This window comes from Trichocoleus sp. DQ-A3, assembly GCF_039961975.1.
Classification (GTDB): Bacteria; Cyanobacteriota; Cyanobacteriia; order Cyanobacteriales; family FACHB-T130; genus FACHB-T130.
Window position 1 is genome coordinate 53,158 of the sequence record NZ_JAMPKC010000011.1, and the last position, 25,645, is coordinate 78,802.

The 25,645-nt window shown below is 47.6% G+C and carries 22 protein-coding genes and 1 pseudogene; 9 read left to right on the plus strand and 14 right to left on the minus strand.

Features of this window, described 5'->3' with window-relative positions:
• Nucleotides 1-17: 17 nt before the first annotated feature.
• On the minus strand, nucleotides 18-941 hold the full coding sequence (locus NDI44_RS17050; RefSeq protein ID WP_190414402.1) for a hypothetical protein: 924 nt from the start codon (nucleotides 939-941) through the stop codon (nucleotides 18-20).
• 164 nt (nucleotides 942-1,105) lie between these two features.
• Here NDI44_RS17050 and NDI44_RS17055 point away from each other — a divergent pair, with 164 nt between their 5' ends.
• Nucleotides 1,106-2,371, plus strand: a complete 1,266-nt coding sequence (locus NDI44_RS17055) for a glycosyltransferase family 4 protein (RefSeq protein ID WP_190414403.1) — start codon at nucleotides 1,106-1,108, stop codon at nucleotides 2,369-2,371.
• On the opposite strand, the gene NDI44_RS17060 is transcribed toward NDI44_RS17055, so the two are convergent.
• The 6 genes from NDI44_RS17060 to NDI44_RS17085 all read right to left on the minus strand — a co-directional run bounded on the left by NDI44_RS17060 (nucleotide 2,332) and on the right by NDI44_RS17085 (nucleotide 11,227).
• Nucleotides 2,332-3,552: a glycosyltransferase gene (locus NDI44_RS17060; RefSeq protein WP_190414404.1), complete on the minus strand. Its 1,221-nt coding sequence runs from the start codon at nucleotides 3,550-3,552 to the stop codon at nucleotides 2,332-2,334. The genes NDI44_RS17055 and NDI44_RS17060 overlap by 40 nt on opposite strands.
• 289 nt (nucleotides 3,553-3,841) lie before the next feature.
• A complete protein-coding gene (locus NDI44_RS17065) occupies nucleotides 3,842-4,570 on the minus strand; it encodes a PP2C family serine/threonine-protein phosphatase (protein ID WP_190414405.1) in 729 nt (242 codons plus the stop codon).
• A gap of 39 nt (nucleotides 4,571-4,609) precedes the next feature.
• Nucleotides 4,610-6,367 (minus strand): AarF/UbiB family protein, encoded by a 1,758-nt coding sequence (locus tag NDI44_RS17070; protein ID WP_190414482.1) that lies wholly within the window; start codon nucleotides 6,365-6,367, stop codon nucleotides 4,610-4,612.
• Nucleotides 6,368-6,507: 140 nt separating this feature from the next.
• Nucleotides 6,508-6,834: a DUF6825 family protein gene (locus NDI44_RS17075; protein ID WP_190414406.1), complete on the minus strand. Its 327-nt coding sequence runs from the start codon at nucleotides 6,832-6,834 to the stop codon at nucleotides 6,508-6,510.
• 69 nt (nucleotides 6,835-6,903) lie between these two features.
• On the minus strand, nucleotides 6,904-8,352 hold the full coding sequence (locus tag NDI44_RS17080; RefSeq protein ID WP_190414407.1) for a serine/threonine-protein kinase: 1,449 nt from the start codon (nucleotides 8,350-8,352) through the stop codon (nucleotides 6,904-6,906).
• A 139-nt stretch (nucleotides 8,353-8,491) separates the two neighbouring features.
• Nucleotides 8,492-11,227: a CBS domain-containing protein gene (locus tag NDI44_RS17085; RefSeq protein WP_190414483.1), complete on the minus strand. Its 2,736-nt coding sequence runs from the start codon at nucleotides 11,225-11,227 to the stop codon at nucleotides 8,492-8,494.
• Between the two features lie 158 nt (nucleotides 11,228-11,385).
• Here NDI44_RS17085 and psbZ point away from each other — a divergent pair, with 158 nt between their 5' ends.
• Both psbZ and ribH read left to right on the plus strand, forming a co-directional pair.
• Complete coding sequence (gene psbZ / locus NDI44_RS17090) at nucleotides 11,386-11,574, plus strand: photosystem II reaction center protein PsbZ (RefSeq protein WP_190414408.1); 189 nt, start codon at nucleotides 11,386-11,388, stop codon at nucleotides 11,572-11,574.
• 125 nt (nucleotides 11,575-11,699) lie between these two features.
• Nucleotides 11,700-12,182, plus strand: a pseudogene (gene ribH, locus NDI44_RS17095) (6,7-dimethyl-8-ribityllumazine synthase); the annotation flags it as partial.
• A gap of 262 nt (nucleotides 12,183-12,444) precedes the next feature.
• Here ribH and serS read toward each other — a convergent pair.
• Complete coding sequence (gene serS / locus NDI44_RS17100) at nucleotides 12,445-13,737, minus strand: serine--tRNA ligase (protein WP_190414410.1); 1,293 nt, start codon at nucleotides 13,735-13,737, stop codon at nucleotides 12,445-12,447.
• Between the two features lie 135 nt (nucleotides 13,738-13,872).
• Entirely contained in the window at nucleotides 13,873-14,466 is a 594-nt protein-coding gene (locus NDI44_RS17105; RefSeq protein ID WP_190414411.1) for a DUF3611 family protein, read from the minus strand.
• Nucleotides 14,467-14,602: 136 nt separating this feature from the next.
• Here NDI44_RS17105 and NDI44_RS17110 point away from each other — a divergent pair, with 136 nt between their 5' ends.
• The 3 genes from NDI44_RS17110 to NDI44_RS17120 all read left to right on the plus strand — a co-directional run bounded on the left by NDI44_RS17110 (nucleotide 14,603) and on the right by NDI44_RS17120 (nucleotide 16,372).
• Entirely contained in the window at nucleotides 14,603-15,196 is a 594-nt protein-coding gene (locus NDI44_RS17110; protein WP_339380741.1) for a hypothetical protein, read from the plus strand.
• A gap of 188 nt (nucleotides 15,197-15,384) precedes the next feature.
• Nucleotides 15,385-15,738, plus strand: a complete 354-nt coding sequence (locus NDI44_RS17115) for a PadR family transcriptional regulator (protein WP_190414485.1) — start codon at nucleotides 15,385-15,387, stop codon at nucleotides 15,736-15,738.
• Between the two features lie 100 nt (nucleotides 15,739-15,838).
• Complete coding sequence (locus NDI44_RS17120; protein ID WP_190414412.1) at nucleotides 15,839-16,372, plus strand: cofactor assembly of complex C subunit B; 534 nt, start codon at nucleotides 15,839-15,841, stop codon at nucleotides 16,370-16,372.
• 164 nt (nucleotides 16,373-16,536) lie between these two features.
• Here NDI44_RS17120 and NDI44_RS17125 read toward each other — a convergent pair whose 3' ends face one another.
• On the minus strand, nucleotides 16,537-16,857 hold the full coding sequence (locus tag NDI44_RS17125; protein WP_190414413.1) for a DUF3155 domain-containing protein: 321 nt from the start codon (nucleotides 16,855-16,857) through the stop codon (nucleotides 16,537-16,539).
• A 443-nt stretch (nucleotides 16,858-17,300) separates the two neighbouring features.
• Between NDI44_RS17125 and NDI44_RS17130 the strand changes: the two genes are divergently transcribed.
• The gene (locus NDI44_RS17130) at nucleotides 17,301-18,800 is read left to right on the plus strand and encodes an ATP-binding protein (protein WP_199304901.1); all 1,500 of its coding nucleotides are present in this window, start codon (nucleotides 17,301-17,303) and stop codon (nucleotides 18,798-18,800) included.
• 317 nt (nucleotides 18,801-19,117) lie between these two features.
• On the opposite strand, the gene NDI44_RS17135 is transcribed toward NDI44_RS17130, so the two are convergent.
• The 3 genes from NDI44_RS17135 to NDI44_RS17145 form a co-directional block, all read right to left on the minus strand.
• Nucleotides 19,118-20,368 carry an S-layer homology domain-containing protein gene (locus NDI44_RS17135; protein ID WP_190414415.1) on the minus strand — a complete coding sequence of 417 codons (1,251 nt, stop codon included), beginning with the start codon at nucleotides 20,366-20,368 and terminating at the stop codon, nucleotides 19,118-19,120.
• 336 nt (nucleotides 20,369-20,704) lie between these two features.
• On the minus strand, nucleotides 20,705-21,127 hold the full coding sequence (locus NDI44_RS17140) for a TerB family tellurite resistance protein (protein WP_190414416.1): 423 nt from the start codon (nucleotides 21,125-21,127) through the stop codon (nucleotides 20,705-20,707).
• A 72-nt stretch (nucleotides 21,128-21,199) separates the two neighbouring features.
• Nucleotides 21,200-22,585 carry a 16S rRNA (cytosine(967)-C(5))-methyltransferase gene (locus tag NDI44_RS17145; RefSeq protein ID WP_190414417.1) on the minus strand — a complete coding sequence of 462 codons (1,386 nt, stop codon included), beginning with the start codon at nucleotides 22,583-22,585 and terminating at the stop codon, nucleotides 21,200-21,202.
• Between the two features lie 365 nt (nucleotides 22,586-22,950).
• Between NDI44_RS17145 and NDI44_RS17150 the strand changes: the two genes are divergently transcribed.
• Nucleotides 22,951-24,099 (plus strand): GerMN domain-containing protein, encoded by a 1,149-nt coding sequence (locus tag NDI44_RS17150; protein WP_190414418.1) that lies wholly within the window; start codon nucleotides 22,951-22,953, stop codon nucleotides 24,097-24,099.
• Between the two features lie 18 nt (nucleotides 24,100-24,117).
• On the plus strand, nucleotides 24,118-24,297 hold the full coding sequence (locus NDI44_RS17155) for a hypothetical protein (RefSeq protein ID WP_190414419.1): 180 nt from the start codon (nucleotides 24,118-24,120) through the stop codon (nucleotides 24,295-24,297).
• A gap of 45 nt (nucleotides 24,298-24,342) precedes the next feature.
• On the opposite strand, the gene NDI44_RS17160 is transcribed toward NDI44_RS17155, so the two are convergent.
• The gene (locus NDI44_RS17160) at nucleotides 24,343-25,488 is read right to left on the minus strand and encodes a PspA/IM30 family protein (RefSeq protein ID WP_190414420.1); all 1,146 of its coding nucleotides are present in this window, start codon (nucleotides 25,486-25,488) and stop codon (nucleotides 24,343-24,345) included.
• Between the last annotated feature and the right edge of the window lie 157 nt (nucleotides 25,489-25,645).

Sequence of the window (25,645 nt, forward strand, 5' to 3'; positions counted from 1 at the left end):
TATGTTTTTATTTTTACTTACTTTGCCTTAGATAACATCCGAGCTAAATTTAGAACTTGATACAGGCTGAGAAACATCATCGTGATAGTTTGATACAATGTTTCTTCGTTCCAAGGCATCGAAGGTGGCATTTTCACGACTAAGTTTATTCCCTTATCCGTCACTCTCATCCGTTTTACCTTAGTCAGTTTTGGAATTTTTACTGCATTCACAGCTTCATTGTTCAGAACTTTGATTGCCCCGTACCGTCGTTGCGGATAAGTTAAATCCAGACTGATATCTAATCCCTTGGCTTTCGATTTCGTTTTGTATTTTGATTTGCCGCTTCTAGAAGTTTTCCATCCATAAGCGGTCTGATTTAGCTCAGAAGTTGTTAATACAAAACGAGTTTTATCTAAAAATTGTCCTTCCATTTTTAGCCAATCATCTTGGAAAATATCTATTTTAAATCCTGATTTCGAGGGATGGGCAACTGTTTTAATCTGCTTAGATTTTTGATGGGCTGGACTGAGATCTAAATGAACACTGACCTTAGCTTCCTTATCCATATCTCGCTCCAGCATTTCCAAAATTTTTTCCGTTAATGCATAGCGATGATTTGGTAAATTTAATCGGCTATATTTACTCCTCCTTATTCCTGCATAAATCGCTACAATCGTACATCCTAATCCAACAAACAATAATAAAATAGTTACAATATTTCCAAATAATTGAAGCCCATCTCCCATCTCTCCTACAACTATCATTAAAATGAACGCTATAACAATTGAAGTAATCGCACCAATAACACATTTGGTTGCTAAACTTCCAAACTCTGTTTGCTTTGCCTCCGAGGCTCTATCTAGGGTTGCCATTTCCCTTAAGTCTTTGACAATATCAGAAACAGCAGCCGTCACCGAATAAGTCAGAGATTTGCGAAAGGCTTCTAAATTTATTGACATTTGTAATAAAAATTCAATATCAATGAATCGGGAATTACGGAAGGTAGCGATCGCTTACCTAAAATCACACTCAAACGCTTTGATAACAGATACGTTCTCGGAAGTGGTAACTATCGTTACAAAAAGTTAGAATCTTAGGGCAAAATTGAGTCATAGTTTAGTTGATGAACGATTCTAGAATAGTTTACGTTTCTTTTGATACCGTACCAGCGCCCAAGGGAGCCGCAATTCATATTTCTGCTTTTACTCAAGCTTTGGCAGATGCTTTTGGCGACATTCAGCTAGTGACAGTTTCCCCGACAGCCTACGCAGTAAATCAGAGGGAATCACCTCATGTTATCCAATCCATGTTACCTGCGCTAGGAGATACGTTAATTAATCGAGTGCTTTATTTTCGCGCGATGCTGGGCAATTGGTGGCAGAATCAGTGGTTTGAGACAGTGCATATCCGTTCTATTTATGAAGGATTTCCCATTGCCCTGAGCAAAGAAAAATTATGTAAGTATTTAATTTTTGAAGTTAATGGATTGCCATCCATTGAACTCAAATATCGCTATCCAGCAGTGGCAGAAGATCGGGAATTATTGCACAAATTAAAGGCACAAGAAAAAATTTGTCTAGAAGCATCAGATTTAATTTTAACGCCTAGTTCCGTAACCAGGGACTATCTCCAAACAAGAGGGGTTCCCGGCTCAAAAATCCGCGTCATTCCCAATGGAGTTGATTTAGATATATTTACTTATCGTCCTTCAAAACTTAGGGATGCCGAGTATCCAAATCTTCCCTATCAGGACAAGGAAATGCCACCCCTACAGATTGAAAATGATTCAATAAAGACTCAGCCTCGATTTCAGGTGTTATATTTTGGGACATTTTCCCCTTGGCAAGGGATTAATCTTGCTGTTGAAGCACTGGCACTTGCTGACCGGGATTTTCCTACTCAATTAACAGTCATTGGACAAGGTCGCGACTTTCAGATTTTAGCCTTAAAACAGCTAGCTTTAAAACTAGGAGTAGCAGAGTCTCTCACGATTTTAGACCCTGTATCGCAAGCGGAACTCGTCCAAAAAATTCATGCATCTGATGTAATTTTGGCTCCGTTGACGCCCAATGACCGAAATCTGGTTCAGGGTTGTTGTCCTTTAAAAATTTTGGAAGGAATGGCGACAGGTACGCCGGTAATTGCTAGCGATTTACCTGTGGTGAGAGAATTGGGTGTGGATGGGGTACATTTCCTGCTCGTCAAACCAGGTTCTGCAAAGGAAATTAAAGATGCCTTGCTGAGGTTAAAAACAGAACCGGAATTGGCAATAAACTTAGCAAGGAATGCCCGTCAGCAGATTGAGAATGATTACACTTGGAAACACGCCGGTGATGCTTTGGTAGCAGCTTATGAGGAACTTGGAATTAAACGATCGATAACAGTTTGAAGCCGCTGATTTTCATGTTTTAGAGAAAATTCAGCGAGAATACGATCGCGCCCTGCCATCCCAATCTGACGCCTAGCACTTGGCTCTAAATCTAAACACTCCAGCACCGCCTCACCCAGTCGATGTAACTGGGAACGAGGAAGCAAAAATCCACTTTTCCCATGCTCAATCACCTCTGGAATTCCACCGGCATCGCTGGCAATACAGCAACAACCACAAGCGATCGCTTCTAGCAACGCATTCGGCATCCCCTCCCATACCGAAGGTTGCAGATAGACATCACACAGCCGCAGATGCCCCGCTACCGCCGCAGGACTCGCTAAATGTCCGGTAATAATCACCCGCTTGGCGTCTTCTGGATGCTGAGTCGCATAGAGTTGTAGTGCTGCTTCTTGAGACGCCCGCACTTCCCCGATAATTAACAAACACGCAGGACGTTGGGCGCGGACTATTGTTAAGGCATTCAGAAGAAACTGCTGCCCCTTCTTTTCTCGTAATTCTCCGGAAAATCCCAGTACCGCTTCATCAGGAGCAATGCCTAAAGATGCTCTCAGAAGGGATGATTCATGAGTTGCGCCGATAATGGGGGGCGAAAATACCCGCTCGTTGACGCCATTTTTCAAAACCATCACATTATCCCGCTGGGCGAGTAGCTGAATCTTTCGGGCCATATCAGCACTCACCGCCGTAATCAAACGGGCATTTAACAACGTCCATTGCAGTCGCGCAAAATCTCCCGGTGGAAACATGGCTCGATCGATATCATTCCCACGGGCGCTTACCGTGCTGGGAAGGCCATTTGTCGCTGCAAACCAAGTAGCTAAGAACCCACTGGGGAAGACATAGTGCCCCCAAACAGCATCGTACCCACGGCACTGATGCAGCCAGTCGAGGACGTTAAGCGTATGAGGCATCGTCATATCCCAGTGGCGATATAGCCCCACCCGATGGACTTTGAGATGTTTGACGATTTGGAAATCTTGACTTTCAGCGTGCCCGGTTGCTCCCCCTCTGGCAACATCTGAACTCCGGACTTCTCCCGGTTGCAAGTAACGACTCCACGCCACAACGTCTACTTCAATGCCCAACTGGCAGAGGGCGGCGGCGATGCGTCCGGCGCTACTCGCTAACCCGCCAATATCTGGGGGAAATCGTTCCGTGAGAAAAAGAAGACGTCTCAAGGGACTCTAAAGAATTGCTACTAGGACTGTTTAAAGTCTAAAGTCTAAAATGCGATCGCTCAGTTGTGAATCTGATTCCCTTAACGTTTTGTCTAACCTAGAGGGATTTCGTTTAATTCAGGAAAAATCTGAAAAACCCAGGAGGATCTTATTCCCTTTCTGCGAGCCATCAGCGGTCAACGGAATGAGACAACTAATCCCCATGAACGGGGATTAGGGGCAGGGAGCCGCAGGCGATGGTAGTGTGGGTTTTTTTGATCGAGGGGAATCCCCTCACCGCTATTCCTTCTCAGTCGCCCCCCTCAATCGCTACCAGCACCACTGTAATATTGTCTCTGCCCCCTTTATCTTTAGCGGACTCGACAAGGGCGTCGGCTGCCTTTTCCAAGGAAGTAACCTTGAGGTGAGTTGCAATCAACTGATCCGAGAGTTCTTCTGTGAGTCCATCGCTACACAGCAGCAGTCTGTCGCCTGCTTGCACATCCAGCGGTTGGATCTCAATCAGACGCAAATCTTTACGACCCAGACACTGAGACAATACGTGACGCCACGGGTGCATTTTAGCTTGTTCGGAAGTCAGCTCCCCGGCTTTCATCGCCCGTGCCACCCAAGTATGATCCTCAGTGATTTGCTCTAGAGTTGCCCCTCGCATTCGATAAAGGCGAGAGTCCCCCACATGAGCGACCCAAGGCTGCTGTTGGCGAAACATCACTACAACGCCTGTCGTGCCCATATCTGAGCGTTCTGGATGATTCGCTTGATCTTGTAAAATCGCCTGATTTGCATCCAAGAAGGCTTTTTCTAATAACGCTGGGCAAGTCTCGTCGGAATGCCAATGCTCATCTAGATAGGTGTAGATAGCCTGAGTGGCGATTTGGCTTGCCTCCTGGCCTCCTGCATGTCCTCCCATGCCATCAGCAACTATAAAAAATCGCCCATCAGGGTCGATATGGTAGTCATCTTGGTTGACGGAACGAAGAAGTCCCGCATCAGAGAGGCCCGTGGAGCGAGGAATCATATATTGTCTGCTGGCAACAGCAACTTTACTTTACCCGAATCAAAACATCCGATCAAATCGGTCGAGGCGCATGAGCAAGCGAATGAGGACAAACGCGATGGCAGATGCCCCCAGAGCAACCACGACTGCCAACCCGACATAACCCTGAACGAAAAGGATGGTGGCTGACAGAGTGAAGGCACTGATGAGCAAAGTATAGTTGGTTCCTAACTGAATACTGCTCATTCGCCGAAGAATGCGATCGCTCTCAATAGAGCGCACTCGAATTCGCAGGTCGCCCTGCTCTAATTTCTCAATCGTATCCTCAATCCGCCTGGGCAAACTCAAAGCCGTACTGCTAACTTGAGCCGCTTGCCGTCCTAATTCATTCAAGAAGCTACTACTACTATTACTGCCATTACTATCTGCCATAAGCTGCATTGCAAAGGGTTTTGCAACCTCCATAAAGTTAAATTCCGGGTCTAAGCCTTTTCCAACCCCTTCTAAAGTTGAGAAGGCTCGCATCACAAAGGTAAAAGTCGCCGGAAACCGAAAAGGTTGGTCGTAAGCAATTTCATAAAGGTCTTCACTAATCTGACTCACCGATTGGTTTTCAAACGGCTTGTCCATAAAGTGATCCAGCATATACTGAATCGATCGCCGTACGGGTCCCATATCATCAACCGCTGCCAGCGCTCCCATTTCGACGAGCGAATGCATCACTCGGTCGCCATCTTTTTGGGCAATGCCAAACAGCGTTTCCATTAGTTGCTCGCGAATGTTGGACTTAATCCGCCCCATCATGCCGAAATCATAGAAAATTAGGGCACCTTCGGGACTGACTGCGATATTGCCAGGATGCGGGTCGGCGTGGAAGAAGCCATCGTTGAGCAATTGTTGCAGGTAAGCTTTAGCACCCAGATGAGCCAGTTCCTTTCGATCTAGCCCTGCTGCTTCCAGCGCTTCATAGTGACTAATTTTGATGCCCGGAATGTACTCAAGAGTGACAACCCGTGGCGACGTATATCGCCAGTAGACACGCGGCACTTTTACCCAATCATAGGCGCGGAAGTTGCGGCGAAACGTATCGGCGTTGCTGCCTTCATTCAGGTAATCAATTTCTTCCCAAAGAATTCGGCTGCACTCCTCATAGATTCCCAGCCAGTCACGACCCCGACCCCAGTCGGGATGGTTTTGAAAGAAACGGGCAATTCCTCTAAGAATTTGCAAATCAACCGTAAACAGCTGCCGCAGTCCGGGTCGTTGTACCTTGACCACGACTTCTTCGCCGCTGTGGAGAGTTGCTTTATGTACCTGTCCCAAGCTAGCAGCCGCGAGGGGAATCGGGTCAAAAGTGCGGTAAAGCTGCGAAACTTTCTTGCTGAAGTCCTTCTCAATCAACACCTCAGCTTGTTCGTAGCTAAAAGCAGGCACTTTGTCTTGCAGCTTAGAAAGTTCCTCCACATACTCCACAGGGAATAAATCGGCACGGGTGGAGAACAGCTGCCCAACTTTAATAAAAGTCGGCCCTAGGTCTAAGAACGTCTCTCGAATCCAAATCGCTTGTGCTCTGCGTCTGTGGGCTTGTTTTTCCTCTGTAACTCCGCCCGGATAGCTCCAAGATTTGTTGTAGCGCCAGAGCTTAAACAATAAGGTTAAAACAAACCCCCAAATATCTACGAAGCGCCGTTGATGGGAGTAACTTTCGCGGTTCCACCGATAAGCCTTATCCTTACGGGCCTTATCAGCGGCACGCTGGGCACTCGGCGTGCTAGCCGCGTATCGCTTCAGTTTAGAGTCATTAGGATAGGCTGACACTCGGATTCCTAAGTCTGTTTTTTCAAGTAGTTGGCGCGATCGCAGTTGAGTGCGTGAGTTTTGGATAACTAACAACTCACAACTGAACTTTTAACTGAATTCCCCCTCAGCACGCGAACAGAGCGCTGCGCTCTCAGGATTTATACTGAGCTGCTGCGATAGCGTTGTAATTCGGCGCGAAAGCGAGCGACTTCTGCCCGAAGTTCATCAATCGTCGCTTGCAAATCTGTTGTTTGGGTGCCTTGAGGCACAATGCTGGTAGTGGTTCGCCCCCGCATCACCGTTTCAGCTTGGGCGTTAGAGCGTTCGGTTACTCGTGAGGTGAAGTGCCGCAAAGACTCTCGTTGTTCAGCATCAAATTTGCCGAGTTCTGAGAGAGCATTGGTGACGGCGTTTTCTACCTGTTCATTGAGAGCTTCTGCAACCGCTCTGCCGACAAAAAAGGCATGAACTACAGGATTCGTCATGAAAAAATCTATTTGTGCGTCCGAAACAAATTATAACTTGCTTGCTCTCGATACTACATACAGCCTAGGTTACAGCTTAGGCTTTGGCAGTGTACCTGAGGAAGGTGGTACGGGTGCGACAACAGCAGCGGGGGGTGATAGCAGGTTAGCGTTGGACGTGGGATCGGGGGTGTCTGAGATGGGCCAGTCGTCGCGGGGTGGAAAGGATTGTTCGGTATGCAGGATAGAAGATCCCGGTCCCATTGCTCCGTTCAAGCGAACTGCCAAGCCGAATCCAGCACCCGTACAGGTAGCGATCGCAGCGGTCATCATCAGCCCTCTGCCTAGTGTCAGTTTGGGAAACTTTAAGTTTTGTAAGCTAGGAAGGTTCGCTGACGAGCCAAGCTTTGTAGAGACGCGATTCATCGCCTCTGGAATCTTGAAACTCTCTAGCGAGATTTTCAGTTTGGCAAAGGCAATCGGGAAGTTTGCCCGTATCGCTGTTTTGAGTTTTTTCGGGGCAGCACTCACTTTGGCTAGTCGAGTTTTGTAGGGGCGGGTTTTGCCCGGTCGCTTCACATCCTGGCTAAGATTCCAGTTCACTCCGCTAGCAAGCGATATCTTCGGTTTCGTGTTGCTGGCTGGTTGCGGCTTTTGGGGGGCAGGCTGAGATTTGGGGATTACAGGGCGACGAGCCGTTTGGGTCGCGCGGGGAGCCTGTGGAGCCTTGCTAGCTGGCAACAGGGAGAGCCAATCTTCTACTTTTTGGGGACGCTTCTCGGCTTTGATTTCTAAGCCACACAAAATCGCAGCGATCGCAGTCGGGCTGAGTTTGGGTTGAATTTCCCGTAAATTTGGCAGAGGGATGCGATCGCGTAGCGGTGCCGGAACCGGCGGTTGCCCTGTCAGCAAGCAATACAAACTTGCTGCTAAAGCATAGACATCTGTCGCTGGGGTGAGTTGTTTCGGGGAAAGATATTGTTCGATTGGGGCATATCCGGGACTCAGCAAACTGGCTTGGGTTTGCGTCACTCCCTGCGTAAATTCAGCACAAAAACCAACGTCAATCAGCACAACATCATCAGTTTCTTGACGCCGGATGATGTTTTGGGGTTTGACATCTCGGTGCAGTAACCCTGCCTTGTGGATAACCGTTAAGGCACTGCCAATTTGACGAATATAGTCAAGGGCTTGGGCTTCTGGCAAAATCTGACCCGCGGGCAGCGATTGGGCCAGGGTCTGCCCCGGTATGAACTCCATGACGATGAAACATCGCCGAGATTCCTCAAACAAGTCGAGAACCCGAACCAGGTGAGGATGCTTGCAGCGAGCGAGGCGACGTACCTGGGTGAGAAATTGCTGCCCAAACCGCTCAAAATCGGGATGAGTCCTCAGACTGTCGTTGAGGGTTTTGACGACGACCGCTTTCCCCGATTGAGTATGAGTCGCCCGGTAGGTGATCCCAAAGATACCTTGACCCAGTGGGGCGTCGAGGACGTATTTGCCGTTCTTCAGGACTGCTCCAGCCGTTAAGTTCATTAAAGATTTGTTACAGTTTTCCCAACTATGCTACCGTCTTGGTACGAATTTTGAGTCTCAGGAGGGAGGGAAGCGGCGGTTGATTACCGGGCTTGCTTAGGGCGGGTGTTTCCGCTCCTGGATTTGACTCTTAGCCGCTTCAAAGTGGATAATACTCTGCCAAAAATTTTTCAGCATCAGCGCGATCGCGGATTTCTCCATCCAGCGTTGCTGCCAACAGACGATCTAACATGGGTTTAAATTCACGCCCCGGTTTGTAGCCGAGGGTTTTCAAATCATTGCCGTTTAATATCGGTTGAATATTCGCCCAGATAGTGAGATATCGCCAAATTAGCCGCCGAATCAGACGCGAATTTTTGACAGCAATCAAAATCAACGTAGGCAATTCGTACCGTCTCAGCAACACGACAATTTGACTCGGTCGGTGACATTCGGGCAAAAATTTCACCACATCCGCTCGATCCCGATCGAGTTGCTCTAATCGTTCGATACTGTCTGTCGGTAATTGCAGATTGATTGCCACTTTCGCGCGATATTCGCCAGCGAGGTAGGCAATTAAAATTTCTAGCCGCATCTGCCAATGATCGAGGGTTTTCTGGGGATCAAATCGGCGCAGACACCGATCTAGTAAACGCACCTGCTTCCATAATGGCTCATCTAACTCTAGCGTGGGATGGAGGCACCGCAACGCCCCCAGATCGGCAAGTAACTGCAACGCGGGTTTCCAGTAGGGCGCTTGGAGGATGTATTTGAGTTCTGCTTTCAGCCGTGTTTGTAGCGCTGGGGCTTTGCTATTTTCAGAGAGCGATCGCTCGTAAATTCCACTCTCTAGCGCATAGCGGATATATCCTTCCGTCTGTGGCTCAATCTGAAATCCCAGGCGCACTGCAAACCGCACGGCGCGATAAATGCGCGTCGGATCTTCGATAAAGCTATTGGCATGGAGGACGCGGATTTGGCGCGATCGCAAATCTAGCATTCCGCCAAAGAAATCTAATAATTCACCCGCGCGGGGTGGCGTCAGTCGCATCGCCAAGGCGTTAATAGTGAAATCTCGCCGATATAAATCTTGGCGAATTGAACTTGCTTCAACTTCTGGGTTCGCCGCTGGGTAAGGGTAAAACTCGGTTCGAGCTGTCGCAATATCTACCCAAAGAGAGTCTAAAACTGGGTCATTGTGCCACAGTAGCGCGGCTGTTTGAAATTGACCGTGGACTTCTAGACGGGCATTTGGATAGGTTTGTTGAAGTGCTTTCGCCAGTTCTACTCCAGCACCGACATCCGCCGAACGGTGAAAGCCATCTACTACCAAGTCAATATCTGAAAGCATCAAGGTTTCATGGGGATTGGCGAGCAGTAAATCCCGTACCCCTCCGCCAACCAGATAGAGATGCCAGCCGCGTTGTTCTGCCTGCTGGGAGGCTCTGGTGAGAAATTCCCACAAGGGAGGAGCAAGGCGATCGCGCAAAATATCGGTCAGGGGTTGATGAGTATTCGGAATTGATAATCGGGAATTGGGAAGGGGATTTTTTCTCTCGTCATCTGTAACATATCCTCCATTCCCTCTTCCCTGATGCAACTGCCGTAAGACATCGGTGCGCGTCACCATTCCGACAAGTTGCCCATCTTGCAATACTGGCAACCGCCCGATATCGTAAGTCACCATAATCGATTCAATCTCTGGCAAGGACGTATCCGGGGTAATCGTCTTCAGATTGTTAGCCATGTAGCCTTTTACCGGCGCATGACTAAAGCCATGATGCAATGCCAGATCGATATCCCGCCGGGAAACAATCCCCACCAGTTGGTCTTCGGAATTCACGACCGAAAGACCAGAATGCCCATAACGTAATAAAATTCTCTGGGCTTGCTCAATGGTCGTGTCCGGGCGAATTGTTCGCACTGGCGATGACATCAATTCCCGAGCTGTCAGCGGCTGGGGAATTTGATGTTTTAGCTGACTGACGAGCTGCTCCAGGGTTGCCTGGGAATCGACGCCGCGAAGTGTCACCGACGCCGCCTGGGAATGCCCCCCGCCACCCAGCGGTTGAAATAATTCATTGAGATTGGTGCCTTCAATACGCGATCGCCCAATGACCGTAAATCGCTCTTCACCTCCATCCCCCACTGGATACGCCGTAGCGAGTAGCAAAGCATCGCTTTCGCCCAGATCCAGAAGTCGAGTCGCAAGCGTTGACAAGCCGGGAACGTAGTCAGAGGTTTTGAGCAGCACCCAAGAAACGGTATAGCCGCACGTTGTCGCTCTTTGCAAGTTGTCCAGGGCTTCCGTCAACAGTTCCTGCAATTGAGGCGATAAACCCGGCTCAACATAATCGGCAATTAAGCGCAAGCTTGCCCCCTGTTCCATTAACCAAGCCAACGCGATCGCATCTCTTGCCGTCGCCCCTTCATAAGTTAACGATCCTGTATCCACATGGATTCCCAACGCCATCACGGTTGCCTCAGAAGGTGTCAACTGGATGCCTTCTTGCTGGAGTTGCTCGGCAATCAGAGTAGTGGTTGCACCGACAGGCTCAACTTGGGTGCGGGTAGCGGGGATATCTCCGTCCCCATCTGGGTGATGGTCGTAAACGACAACTTCCCATAAATCCGGTAAATCCAGCCATTCAGACGCCTTTCCCACGCGATCGCGTTTTTGAGTATCCACAACGGCAATCGACCGAATCTGCTCTGGGTTCACAGCGCGACGCTCAATCAGCGCATACTCATCTCGGTGCAACGCCAAAAAATCCCGCACTGCTGGATGGCAACCGCCGGTCAGCACGACCCTAGATCCCGGCTGGAGACGGGTTAGCCCCACCGCCGCTCCCAAGGTGTCAAAGTCCGCTGTTGTATGGCACAAAATCACATTCATCATCATGAGTCCTTAGTCATTAGTCCTTTGCCCATGACCCATAACCAATGACCCATGACGAATGACCAATGAGTGTCGATTTTTGATACGGTACTACTGTATAGAATTGCGGCTGAACTATTTCTATCCAGCCCATTGCTGTCTTGGGAGAAGAGAAAATGACAATTTTATTTCAGTTGGTACTAGGTGCTTTAGTCTTTTTATCATTCGTCATGGTCATTGGGGTTCCAGTTGCCTATGCCACTCCTCAGAACTGGGATCAGTCTAAGCGCCTCCTTCTTTTAGGATCTGGAGTTTGGATTGCTCTGGTATTTCTGACAGGTGCCCTAAGCTATTTGGTAGTTTAAGGATAGTCAGAGTCAGTCATCGGTCAGGGTTCGATGGTCATCAGTCCACTGCACCCGACTCAGGACTAAAGACAAATGACTGATGACTCAAAACAACTGACAAAAAGCTTCTTATATCTAAAATCATGGCAGTTTTCGAGGGAACGTTTACTCAGACTCAACCCCTACGGTTTGCGATCGTCATCGGTCGCTTCAACGATTTGGTGACGACTAAACTATTGGAGGGGTGTCAAGATTGTCTGAAACGCCACGGCATCGATGTCAATCCTCAAGGCACTCAAGTGGACTATGCTTGGGTTCCTGGGAGTTTTGAGGTGCCTTTGGTGGCTCACCAGTTGGCACTCACGCGCCGATATGATGCTGTAATTTGCCTGGGTGCAGTCATTCGGGGTCAAACTCCCCACTTTGATTATGTCTCCTCGGAAGTCTCCAAGGGAATTGCCAACGCTGGGTTTCAAACGGGTGTGCCGATAATTTTTGGCATTCTGACGGTAGATACAATGCAACAAGCCTTGGAAAGAGCTGGCATCAAGAGTAACCACGGCTGGGAATATGCGATGAATGCCCTAGAAATGGCAAGCTTGATGCAGCAGCTCAAAGGGAATGTAGGTGGCGCATCCTACGGTAATAATGCGGTTCATACAGTAACAACTCAAGCACTGCCAGTTTCGCCGAACCTGGCGATTTCTCCAGAGTCAGCAGTTGAACGCAACGCATCTGATTCTCTTTGATCGTTGCACTGAGAGCCAGGCGCGCTGGAGCTGGGGCGGGGTTTTCCCGCCCAGAGCTGCGAATTTAGGCCGCGAATTTAGAAAGATTGATCTCTCGTCTTTCATGCCACCCTTCAGGAAGGGCAAAGCCGGACATCCTTCATTTTTGCCCTAGCACTTCTCGTCCTAGGTAAGGTTGCAGCGCTTCGGGTATCTTGATGGTGCCATCTGGTTGTTGATAGTTCTCCAGAATCGCTGCCATTGTGCGCCCGATTGCTAATCCGGAACCATTCAACGTGTGGACAAACTGGGTTCCTTTTTTTCCAGCTTCTTTGAAACGAATGCTGCCGCGTCGAGCCTGAAAATCCATGAAGTTAGAGCAGCTAGAAATCTCGCGGTATTTCTCAGCAGACGGCAGCCATACCTCTAAGTCGTAGCACTTTGCTGCCCCAAACCCTAAATCCCCAGTGCATAACTCAATGACGCGATAAGGCAACTTCAATGCCTGCAAAATTGCCTCGGCATTTTGTACCAACGATTCATGCTCTGCGGCAGAGTTATTGGGATGGACAAGTTTTACTAACTCGACTTTATTAAATTGGTGCAGTCGAATTAGCCCTCGCGTGTCTCGTCCGTAGCTACCTGCTTCCCGGCGAAAACAGGGAGTATAGGCACAGTGATAGATAGGCAGCTGCGACGCCTCTAAGATTTCGTCTCGATAGAGATTCGTCACCGGCACTTCAGCAGTGGGAGCTAGCCACAAGTCATCTTGAGCGCATTTAAAGCTTTCGTCGGCAAATTTGGGCAGCTGACTTGTGGCGGTAAGCGATTCGCTGTTGATCAGAAAGGGGGGAATCACTTCTACATATCCAGCCGCGATTTGCCGGTCGAGCATGAAGCTAATTAAAGCTCTTTCTAAGGCAGCACCAGCACCAATTAATGTGACAAAACGACTTTGTGCAACTTTCGCAGAGCGCTCAAAGTTGAGAATTCCTAATTGTTCGCCGATTTCCCAGTGGGGAAGAACTTCGGAATTTTTAGGTAAGTATTCATCCCCCCAACGGCGGACTTCTACATTCTCTTCTTCAGTTTTACCAATCGGTGTGGACTCACTGGGTAAGTTAGGAAACGATAACAAGAGCGCTTCTAACTCGGCTTTCAGGGTTCTTTCCTGGGGTTCAAGTTCGGCAATCTGGTTTTTGATTTGGTTGCCTTCTTCCCGCAATGCTTGGATTTCTGAGCCGTTGGGATCGCTACCCGATTTAATTTTTTGACCAACTAATTTGCCGATTTCGTTCCCACGAGCTTGGAGCTGACTTCGCTTTGCTTCTAGTTCTCGTTGCTGCTGGTCGCGCTGCAAAATCGGCTGTATGTCATATTGCCCGATCCCGCGACGATTCAGGCGCTCTTGTACACCTTCTGAATTTTCCCGTATCTGCTTGAGGTCTAGCACAGATTTTTTCCAGCTTTTTTTGCCAATTAATCAGAATACACTGCGATCGCGCGATCGCGATGATACAGCCGAGAGTCTGTATGCGCTCTCAGCCTTCTTTACTTGCTGATGCCGCAATTCGACCCTTTGCCTCCATTACTGTCGGTTGATGCGACTATACAACCACAAGGAAACAACAATCCCGGCAAAATGAGCGGTAATTGTATGTGTATTCGCCAGCACCACAAAAATATCTAAAGGTTGAATCAACCGATTAATAAATTGGGGATCGTAGATGGCTACCCCACCTTGAGCCTGAGCCAGCGACTTTGCCAGCAGAGTGCCGGTAATCGCTTCTGCGCCCAGAACTGCTAATAATAATCCTCCTAAACTAACGAGTAATCCAAACCTTAAAACTTTAATCGTATCTGCCTTTTTCGGGCGGAGGTTGGGATTAGAATCTTTTAGCTGTATGCCCAAACGGGTGTAACGCCAAGCTTGATAAACACTGAAATACAGCACTAAAAGACCGCAAACTGCAAAAAAGATACTGCCACCCGTCCCTGGGCTAGCAGCGGCAGCGCCACTGGCACGCGGCTGGGCGGCGGGGATGGCAAACAAGAAAATTATGCTCGAAACAACGGCTAGGACTAACTGAACCCAGAAGCCAGCCCAGCCAGCGATCCGAAAAGAGCCAGCGATTCGCTGTAGAGCTGAAGGAACGGGAGATGAATCGAACTGTTCTCGCATAAATTGATTTTAAATCGGTTTAATTCCGGATTTATCTATAAACAGAGCGTTTTGTTGAACAAGTAATGCAATCCCAAATTTATACGGTAATCTTCCTAACCACCAGTTTGAGGCAATGGGGCAGCAAAATTCAAAGATGTTTAACCTCTGGAGAACTTTTAACCCAATGGAGCCGTCTTTCTTTCGAGAGCAGGCTTCTAATTTACTTGGCTTTGATGACGGCCTGCCATTTCCAGAGCAGCCCTCTCGAAGTGGAAGCAGCATGATGAAATTCCTGCAACCAAATCTCAGGAAGCATTTACTCTCCGTCGCTTATGCAGTTGCTTTGGTAGGTAGTTTGGCAGCCTATCAAAGGACGGTGATGCCGAAACCGCTTTCGGTAGCGCAAAAACATTGGGCAGCGATCGCTACGGAAAACCCGGAGCGAACAGTCACGCAATACAGTGACAATGCCATTTTAATGCGCTCCTATGGCGTTCTGGACGAAGTCTATCAGGGGAAATCCATCTACCCAGCCTGGGAAGAATTCTTCTCGAAGTACAAAATCCAAGATTTCCAGGTTGTTAAACAACAGCAACGCGATCGCGCTGTCGAAGCAGTCATCACGATCTATGCCAAGTCCAAGCACGGAACCCCTGTTGTTTTGTCGCTTTCCTACCAGGTGCAATTTGATAAGGATGGCAAAATCATCCGTGAAGTCTGGCAGGCCAACCCAGAATTGAGTGTCTAAAATTGATGGTATCGTTCTGTCATTTTGCCAGCTGACATCACGCGCTGCTTTTGATCGTTCGCGGTCTTAATACACCAGTGATAGCAGCCTTGTTTGGGGTGTGTTTTCTGATTGATAAAGGCATCGTTAGATTGGGCAAACCGATCCTAATCCAATTTATTTGGCTGGGAGTTCAGTGAATTATGCAGATGAAATTTGAGGATATTTATCAGTTTTTTCAAGACCCTCCTCCCACTTATCTCAACAAGGAACTAGCGGTGTGTTATGTCCTTTCAGTTTTGATGAGCGGAGAATCCTATGGAACAGAACTCATCGGGCGACTAGAGAGTGAATATCCTACCTATCGGCTTTCTGATACCGTTTTATACAGCGCCTTAAAATTTCTGGAAGACCAAGCCGCTATCACAGGGTATTGGAAAAAAGTGGAAGGCAGAGGAAGACCTCGTCGAATGTATCAAATTCGCCCAGAGTGTCTGGAACAGGCTCATGACCTGGCTCGCCTTTGGGATGAATACACAATGAGAGAATCTCAAGCCATCTGAGCCAATCCCAAAGAAGCTCTCTTGCGATAGGCTATAGGTTATAGGCGATCTTGTATCTCTTGGACAAGAGCCTATTTTCCATTGTCCTATCTAGAAATTCGTGAATACGACAATTCTCTTTTCAACATTTCTGCTAACACTGTTGTTAGCAGTCGGTCTATTTTTCTTTATTCGAGCCTCCGCTAAGGATCGAACGCAACAAGTGAAACTGATTGCGGAGCAACCAGAAGAATCAATTTTAATTCAATTGCAACAATATTTCGATCGGCGTGCTTACCGGATTGCGGCGGTGGATGCAAAGCAAAATCAAGTTACATTCCAAGGCTTTGTCCGCCCCAGCTGGTTTTTGGCAATTTTTCTGAGCTTATTAGCTTTTTGTGGCTTTCTTTGTTTGGCGTTAGTTTTAGCAATTTTATTTCCCCCATTCGCTAAAATCTTTCTAGGTTTGGTTCTCCTTTCACCAGCCGCTGGCGTTTTTTACTGGAAAAAAGCTGGACGCAGCGAACAAGTTTCCCTGAAGGTGGAAACATTTGCAGGTGTCGAAAAAGAGACCAGAAGTTTAATTACTGTCATCGCCCATCGTGATGAATTGGCTCAATTGCAACAGGAACTGCAATTAAAGCCTTGCGAATGACAACTCTCTGGCTAAAAATCTTAAAAAATTCTAAAACCTGGTCAGTTTGTGAATCCAAAAGAATTTTAATTATGAGGAAAAATTCAAAATTCCTCCTATAAAACAATAGGGGCGGTTCGCGAACCGCCCCTATAACCGAGTTTTCACGTTTAATGCCTAAAACTTCAGCTGCTACGAACAGCGGCGAGGGTAGGCTTTTCCACAGGATTGTCGATTATCCTAAGGCTAGGAAACAGAAAATGATTTTCTTCAACATATTGGGCACCAAATAGCCCCTTTTCCGCCCAAAAGTACCGATCTGTGGTGTGTTCGTTCCGCTTCACGAGCAGCAAAGCAGGCGGAAGGATTCCTTCGGTTTGAATAAACTTTCGCGCGGCGGTGACTGGTTTATCTTCGCCACTTTCAATACTATACTGAGGGACATGCTCTAAAATTCTACGTCCTTCCTGGCGACGGCGACTTTTCCGCTTGCGTCTTCTAGCCAACCTCCTTACCTCCCCTTTAATTCTGACAGTTGTAATGATAGATACAAAAACCGTCGCAAGTATATCGGTTTGAGTTCAAAATATCAACCGCTTTTTACCGATTGATACAAACATTACAGCCCTCAGAAATTAAAATCGACAGCAGCAGAACGGGCAATAGACGCTATATATGCAAGCTTGTCCAAACTAGAGCCTAGATATAGCGTATAAAGGGCTATATTTATTCGACCTTGACAAAATTTAGCCAGTTTGGAAGCAGTTTCGTAACCAAACTATCATGAAAGCTCGCTAAAATTTTTGTAATAAAAAGAAACAAAAATGACGTCTTTGCACGACCTTTGCCGCTTCAGCGCAATTGCGTGTCAGGATCGACGGAAGAAAACCCGATCCGATGAATGCAATTTTCCTCGCTGTCAAGTACCCAAGTATAAGCGAATGTGTCTATGTCTACCAGTTCAGAATTCATAACTTTGTGCCAATCACAAGTAGCACTATTAACTCAAGGACTGGAAGCTGCCTTGAGTGTTGTGTATTTAACGGAAGAACTGGTAGAGGGCGTCCCAACTAAGCTAAGGCCGGTTGTTGCTTACCCACAGACAGCGGTGGAATGGGAAACGGATGAGATTTCGGCTTTGGGATTTTCCGATCGACCGTTGGCATCCATTCCTCGGTTATTGTCAGCGGCATCTCCGGTTTCTCAGGAGTCCGATGCGGTTTCTGAGATGGGTTCAACGGAATCGGCGGCTGAAGTCGGGAAAGAAGAAACGATTGATGAATTGCAGGCAAAGGCGGGGACATCGCCCCTCCAGCGATCGCTCTTCGCCGATGCTGACTTGAGTAGCTCCTCGCGCCAAATTGTGGTGCCTTTGTTGCATGAAGGTGTGGTGATGGGGCTGCTGGTGACAGCTCGTGAAGATAGACCTTGGAACCAGCGGGAACGAACCGCGATTGAACGGATTGCCGATACACTGGCGAGCGCTTGTATTCTGGATCGGCGTTCCCAATGGTTTGAGCAACAGCTGAGTCAGCAGCGTCATCTTCAGGCTCAACAGCGCGATCTCATGGACGATCTGATACATCAGTTTCGCAATCCCATGACCGCCTTACGGACGTTTGGCAAGTTGCTCCTCAGACGATTGGTACCTGGAGATGCGAACCGCGAAGTTGCCAACAGCATCGTGCGTGAAAGCGATCGCTTGCAAGAGTTGCTTCTACAGTTCGATCGGGCAGTGGATATGGACGAAGGAGAGTTAGTGCCTTTGTACGGGCAAATCGCGGATCGTTCTTACGATGCAGTTCCCGTGCCGATTGCCCCGTCTTGCCCGCTTCCCCGAAAAGGTGAAGATTTAGGAAATCTCTACTCTCCCTTGGGATTGGAGCCTCAAACAATTCCGACGAGAGCGCTGGCATTGGAATCCTGCTCGGTGGCGAAAGTTTTGGAACCGCTAGTGGTGACATCCAGCGCGATCGCCCAAGAAAAAAATCTGGCTTTATTAGCAGAAATTCCTCCGAATTTGCCGCCAGTACAAGCCAATGCCAAAGTGCTGCGCGAAGTGTTAAGCAATCTGATTGACAATGCTTTGAAATATACCCCGGCGGGTGGGCAAGTTTACATTCAGGCAGGAAATCGACGACATACTTCTCAAGGAGATTTTCAGGCGATCGCAATTAGCGATACTGGCCCTGGCATTCCCGTGCAAGATAAAGAGCATTTGTTTGAGCGACATTACCGAGGCGTCCAGGCAGAAACTGAGATTCCGGGGAGTGGATTGGGTTTAGCGATCGCGAGAGATTTAGTAGAACAAATGCAGGGCGAAATTGAAGTCATTAGCCCCGCCGAACACAACTGGCTCGATCGCAGTATTCCCCACACTCAAGGACCCGGAACGACCTTTATTGTCTGGTTACTAACTGAAGCCTTAAAGGGCGAAGATGAAGTTTGATAAGTTGCTCTTACATTTATTTGTATTTGAGCTGGTAATGGGTAATACGATTACTTATCTGAGGCGATCGGTCTGCATGGTATAGCAGTCATCAATGATTCGTGAAAACGAGATGCCCGACTTCCTGGAGAAGTTGGGCATCTGAACTGCTGGCATCTCACAACTTAAATAGGATTGTGATAAGACGCCATTTAGAATTAAAAACCCGATTTCTTCTAGAAACCGGGTTTAGAAAATACTTATTTCTTTGTGCCTATCTGCTTAAAGAATGAAGCAATCAGCAGTCAACTAGAATTGCACGCTTCATTCTGCAAATATTACTGCTCTAGCACTAACTCGTCATTTAACCGCAGATTCAGATCCGTATCCGGATCAATCGCAATCAGATCCACTCTATCCCGACCGAGGAACAGTCCGATGAGTCCACCAATTCCCAGACCGCCCAAGACTTCTTCGGTAGCGATCGCTTTGTCACCCGTCACCGCAGAAACCGCAGCAGCAGCAGCAGCACCTAATGCGGCATTCTTGAGGATCCCACCAACGCTAGTACCCTTGGTAACGGATTCGGTTTTGGTAATGGTTTGAGAAGTAGCATCGATAGCCACCCGTTGACCGTTCGTGAAAACCAGTTCCTTCGCCACAAACTGAGAGCCTCCCTGAGCCGGTTGCAGTTCACCGACCACTTGGCTGCCAGAGGGGATTAGCACCGTTCCATCAGATGTGGTGATATTTGCTGCCACCGTTAGCGTCAGCGGTGCCCTTTCGTCCTTTGTAACCAGAATTTTTTCTTTCTCGTACCTAACTGGGATGGTGGTTCCAGCCGGAATCGCGACTGTCGTGTCCTCTGGCGGTGTGTCGTTGAGAGAGACAATATAGGGCGAATTAATTGCCGCTACTTGTCCAGAACTCACCAATGCCTGATAGATGAAAGCTGCTACCTCCGCTCTGGTGGCATTCCGAGTTGGATTCAGCGTCTGGAGAGTCGGATAGTTCACCACAATGCTCTTTTCTGTTGCCGCAGCAATGCTACTACGAGCATAGGTAGAGATGGAAGAAGCATCGTTATACACTTGCAAATCAGCCGATACGGGATTGCTGGCAGTGTAATTCAAGCCATTCGCCAAGGAAACTAGAACTTGTTCGCGGGGAATATTTTGTGTAGGTCTAAAGACGTTACCGGGATAACCCGACAAAAATCCCATTTCGTAAGCTTCACGGATAGCCGAGTATGCCCAGTAGGTCGATGAAAGATCCACAAAATTAACAGCATTGCGGATTTTATTCTTGTTGAAGGCCTTACGAACCATCGCCGCGAATTGGGCACGAGTCACCGGATCGTTGGGTCGAAACGTACCATCGGGGAACCCGGCAATTACATCACGTTGTGCCAGTTCTTGAATAAAACTAGCAGCCCAGTAGCTTGAGGATACATCACTAAAATTGATAGCTTGAGCAACAGCTGGTGCCGGTGACATAATTGTTTCTACTAGGGGAGCCATCGAACCTGCCGACATTCCCAGCATTAGTAGTAAAGCTGTTCCAGATTTCAAGCGCTTTAAGTTAGACATTGAGAACTTCTCCACTTTTCGCATTCCTTTGATTATTTAGACCTAAGATTACCTGATAGGTTCCTAGAAATTTCAATCTCAACAAATTTATTTACTGCCGTGACAGATTATAGAGATATAGACAGTTTCAGCGGAAAGTTCTGGACTGCCTAAGAAGGAAAGACGCATATTTTGCAAAAATAGTTGCTTGTTGTAGAAAAAATTGGCTTCCGGAGCCTCTAGAAGCCGATCACAATATAGATTGGGAATGCAAAAAAAAGGCACGCTATGTGTAGCGTGCCCTAACTTGTGGAATGATGATGTCAAAATTCGGGTCTTTATCTATTAGTCTTAAAGCTAGTTCTGATGGTCAACCCACCGACGGTAGAGTTTTTGAATCGCTTTGAGGACAGGACTAGGGGCTGACTTCTGAGAGGCACTGTTGGGATCTAGAAGCTGTAATCGAGTCAGGAGTTTAGCTTCCTCAATCGCTACCTCGCCATCGCTATAAATTAAAGCGCTGAGGGCTTCGATGAGGCGCTGGTAATCGTCGGTGCTGGGGCGATCGCCTAAATAATCTTGCACCCAATTGTAGACCTCGCTTGGGCTTACAGCTACGAGTTCATACAACAAAGGCTGAATCTCTGGATCGTCAGCAATGCCCTTTTCCTTCGCCACTCGCTGAAGATATTGCCGTTCCTCTGACTGAATTTTGCCATCAATCCAAGCTGCGCCGATGAGAATTTTAACAAGCTGTTTAACACTAGAATTGGCTACCATTGGCTTTTCCCTTATTTCCCCTAACAGATTAATCCATCAACAGATTTCTGCAACCACAACTACCATAGAGGTTTAGCTATTTTTCTTCTGTAGCCGTACCATAAAGAATCCATCCATTTGATGCCGGTGGGGCCAGACTTCGATCCATCCAGCAGGGGTAGTATAAGCTGCCGCTGGTGAATTGGGGTTGGGGGGCAAAATCTGCCACTGGGGGTAACGCTCTAAAAAGGCGCGAACAACACCTTCATTCTCCAATGGATGCAAGGTACAAGTTGCATAAACCAGAATGCCATTCGGTTTAACCCAGGTAGCCACTCGATCTAATAGTTCGCCTTGCAGAATTGAAAGTTCCTGAACTGTCTGTAGAGTTTGCCGCCAACGGGCGTCAGCATGACGATGTAGCGTCCCCAGTCCAGAGCAGGGGGCATCGAGTAATACCCTATCAGCTTGATTGATAAACTGGGGTAGGTTGCGGCTGTCCCCCTCCTGAATTTGAATCGAGTGCAAACTTAACCGTTTGGCATTTTCTTGCAGTTTCCGAAGACGGGAAGCAGTCTTGTCACACGCCCAAACAGTTCCCCGATCTTCCATTAATTCTGCGATGTGCGTTGTCTTTCCCCCTGGTGCTGCACAGGCATCAATGACTACTTCGCCCGGTTGGGCATCTAGCAGATAACTGACTAGCTGGGCACTACTATCTTGCACCGTCCACCAACCTTCGCTAAAACCAGGTAAATTTTGAATTGCACCTGTGCCACCAGTTAGCCTCAAAGCTTGCGGTAGATGGGGCACCCGACTAACTGAGATATCCGCAGCTTGCAGTGCTGCCTCAACTTTCTCTATCTCAGCGCAGAGGGGATTTACCCGCAAGTCAATTGCTGGTGTTTGGTTCATCCATTCACACAGCTGTTCTGTTTCTTCTAAACCCAGACGTTCTAGCCATACTTCGATAATCCAGTCGGGATAGCTGTGTAAGATGCCTAATCGTTCAACTGGGTTTTTTGGCAGATGTAGCGGGTCAGATTCTAAGTTCTGAACTTCTCCTCCCCGGTTCCCCGGCTTTTTGCTTTCCGCTAGACGAATATACTGTCGCAATAGACCATTGACAAAGCCGGAAAGCCCAGAAAATCCGTTTTCTTTGGCTAATTGCACGGTAGTATTCACAGCTGCCGACACAGGGATTCGGTCTTGATAACGAAGTTGATATAAGCCTAGATGCAGAATTGCGCGGAGGTCTAGGGGTTGTTGGTGGGCTTTCTTTTTACCTAGATGGTCGATGAGTGCATCGAGCGATCGCTGTCTTCTCACACTCCCATAAACTAACTCTGTCACTAAGCGCCGATCGGTAGCACTTAAGTCTGCTTGGCGCAGCAGTCGGTCGAGTGCCACGTCAGCAAAAGCGCCTTTACGGTGGACATCTCGAAGTGCCAGAAATGCTATTTGACGAGGATTTTGCATACTAAATAGTATGCGTTAGCAGATACATTTGGAAGCATTGCTGTCTCACTTTGACTCAGCCGGTTTCTCTTTATGTTTTCATTAAAACAACGATTTACACGTTCCCTTCAACTGTCTGTGTCACTCTCTTGATTGTCCCAGCGACCGCCACAAGGCTTCAGGAGACGCAGAAAACCCCTGTTAGCCTTCAAACCCCATTTTTTCTCAGACAGAACGTCTCTGCTTTTTCTGGAAACAACTCACAAGGGCTTGTTTCCACTTAATGTCACTCCAAGTATTGACACACCACCTCACCAGTTTTCTGCTGACGGCTTTCTACAGTAGAGAACGTAAGTAATTAGTCATTCATCCATCTCAGAAACAAAATGTACCGCATCCGTAAATCAGCTTTATTTTCTTTTGGCTTGTTATTAATAGTTTCGGGTATCAGTGCTTGTGACACTCAAGTTACAGATGCCGCACCCTCCTCAGAAACACCCAAACTCGTAACCGAATCATCAATTAAACCCTCGACGGAACCAACTCAACCCCAATCAAGCTTAGAAGTATCTTCTTCAGAAAAAACCGCTCAAACTAAACAAGCTGTTCAAAGCAGCTTCGAGCCGGTGAAAGCAACTCCAAAAAAGGTAAAAGTCTTTTTTCCTAAAAACCCCCAAAGCGGGCAAGATTTCACTTATGTTGAGCCAGTTTGGCGAACAACAAACAGTCCGAGTACAGCCCAGTTTGCCATTGAGCAATTAATCGCAGGGCCTACAAGTCAGGAAAAAGCTCGTGGTTTAATCGACCCTATTGAATTCAAGGGCAGTTCCAACTGCGGCAAAGATTTTACGATTTCCATCACGAATGGAATTGCTAAACTGAAATTCTGTAAGTCGGTAATTTCAGGAGGTACTGGAGATGATGCTCGTCAAAAATTCTCTATTAATACCACCCTTAAGCAATTTCCAACTGTCAACTCAGTTATTATTCTGGATAGAAACGGCAAATGCTTAAACGATCAAAGTGGCGAGAATACTTGCCTCAAGAAAGCCGAAAAACTGACAACCGAATCGGGACTGTCGATTAACGGCATTGGGTCAGTTAAAATTAACATGACTGTTGCTGAGGCATCAGGCGTTGCTGGGACTCCAATCGTGCCATCCCGGCAAAATCCCAATCGCGTCTGTGACTATTACAAGCCAGCAAATGGGCCTGAGGGTGTTACTTTCATGGTCACTCAAGGTCGTATCGCTACGGTAGAAGTTGAAACCAATAAAATTACCACTGTTCATGGTATCAAAGTTGACGATACAGAAAGCACGATTAAGTCTGCCTATCCCGGACAAATTCAGGTAAGTCGTCTTCTCAACAGCGAAAAAGGTAAAGCCTGGGTCGTTCAACCAAGCAGCTTTGCTAACAAAGACTTCCGTCTCGTTTTTGTCTCTCCGAATGGCGAGACTGTATCGCGCATGATTGCTGGTAAAGTTCCAGAAGTTAATTATGCAGAAGGCTGTCTTGATGTTCGCCCTGGTTGATAGGGTTTTAGTGTAAATTTGTTAACCCAGCTACCAAAACTAGCTGGGTTTCGCGTTTTAGTGGAAGGTGGGAGAGCGATCGCGCTCCTACATTACCTATCTGCACGGAAGAAGTGGAACCACGAAGACGCAAAGAACACGAAGGAAGAGAAAGAAAGAGCGATCGCGCTTTTTCCTTTCCCCGTCTGCCCTAAATAATGAAGCAGGGTAAGCGAGTCTATTTCCTATGCGACAGTCTGCCTTTTAAAGGTTATCTAGTTGCTTTTTTAAGTCTTCTAATTCGTTATCAACTGCTAAATTAGATTTAGAGGAAGTAGTAGTTGGGTTAGCTGCCGGTAGTTGCGCTTGGGTGGTGGAAGAACCAGTCAACTGCGCTTTCATTGCTGCCAATTCATCATCAACGTCATTGCCGGATTCGAGCATGGCAAATTGCTGATCTAAATTATTGCCAGTAAGCTCGGCTGCTGCTGTGGAACGAGCTTCTAGTTCCAACACTTTTTCTTCCATCCGCTCAAAGGCTGCCATCGATCTGCTGGTATTCAGCCGACCGACTGTGTTTTGCAGCTGCTCTTGAGCCTTGGCAGCTTGTATTCGTGCCTTAAGGATGGGCTTGTACGCTTTGGCTTCAGAAACCTTACTTTCAAAAACAGCTAAATTGCGCTTGAGCGTATCTACCTGAGCTGTTCCCTGGTCTATTTGGGCTTTTAGAGTGCTTGCGGTTTCAGCGTGAATCTTTTTCCTCAAGATCGCTTCACGAGCCAAATTCTCATCCTCTTTTTGGAGAGCCAACTGAGCGCGTTGATGCCAGTTGTTCACTTCGGTTTGAGCTTGGTTGTACTGTTGCAGGAGGCGTTTTTGAGCGACTATGACTGGAACAACAGCTTTACGCAACTTCACCAAGTCTTCGTGCATATCCTCAATAGCTAGCTCTAGCAGCTTTTCGGGGTCAATTCCTTGTTGAATGAGCCGAGCCAAGCTAGCGATACCAAGGCCAGCTACAGCTCCAGCAGCTGCCATAGGAGCCATACCAACAGCAAATGCAGTTCCCCCAGCAGCTACTCCTACGCCGCCAATAGCACCTGAAATACCCGCACCTGCTGCTGCTCCTGCTGCTGCCGCACCAAGAGACCGAGTATTTCGCTCTGCTATTGCTCTTATTGCTTCATAAAGGGCAAGACCAGTTAATGCTCCAGCCGCACCTAAGGGAACTGCGCCAACGCTAAAACCACCGCCTTTTGCGACTATTCCAATTTTGCCGATGGCAGCACCAGATGTAGCCCCTCCAGCCGCAAATGCTGTACCATCTCCGAAGTTACCTGTATAGTTTTCACGGTTAATATGGTTAATCTCAGCTCTGACTATGCGGCTGATGCGCTCAAATAATCCCATAGCTATATGTTCCCGTTTGCTTATTAACTTTCTATTAAGCAGTCTGCACCCTCATAAGCATAGAAAAAGTTACTTGTTGCGTCTTCGTAATAATTACTGAAATCCTTATCACCTCTCTCAGTTTTTATGTAAAAGTAAGCTTTGAGCTATCTTGCTC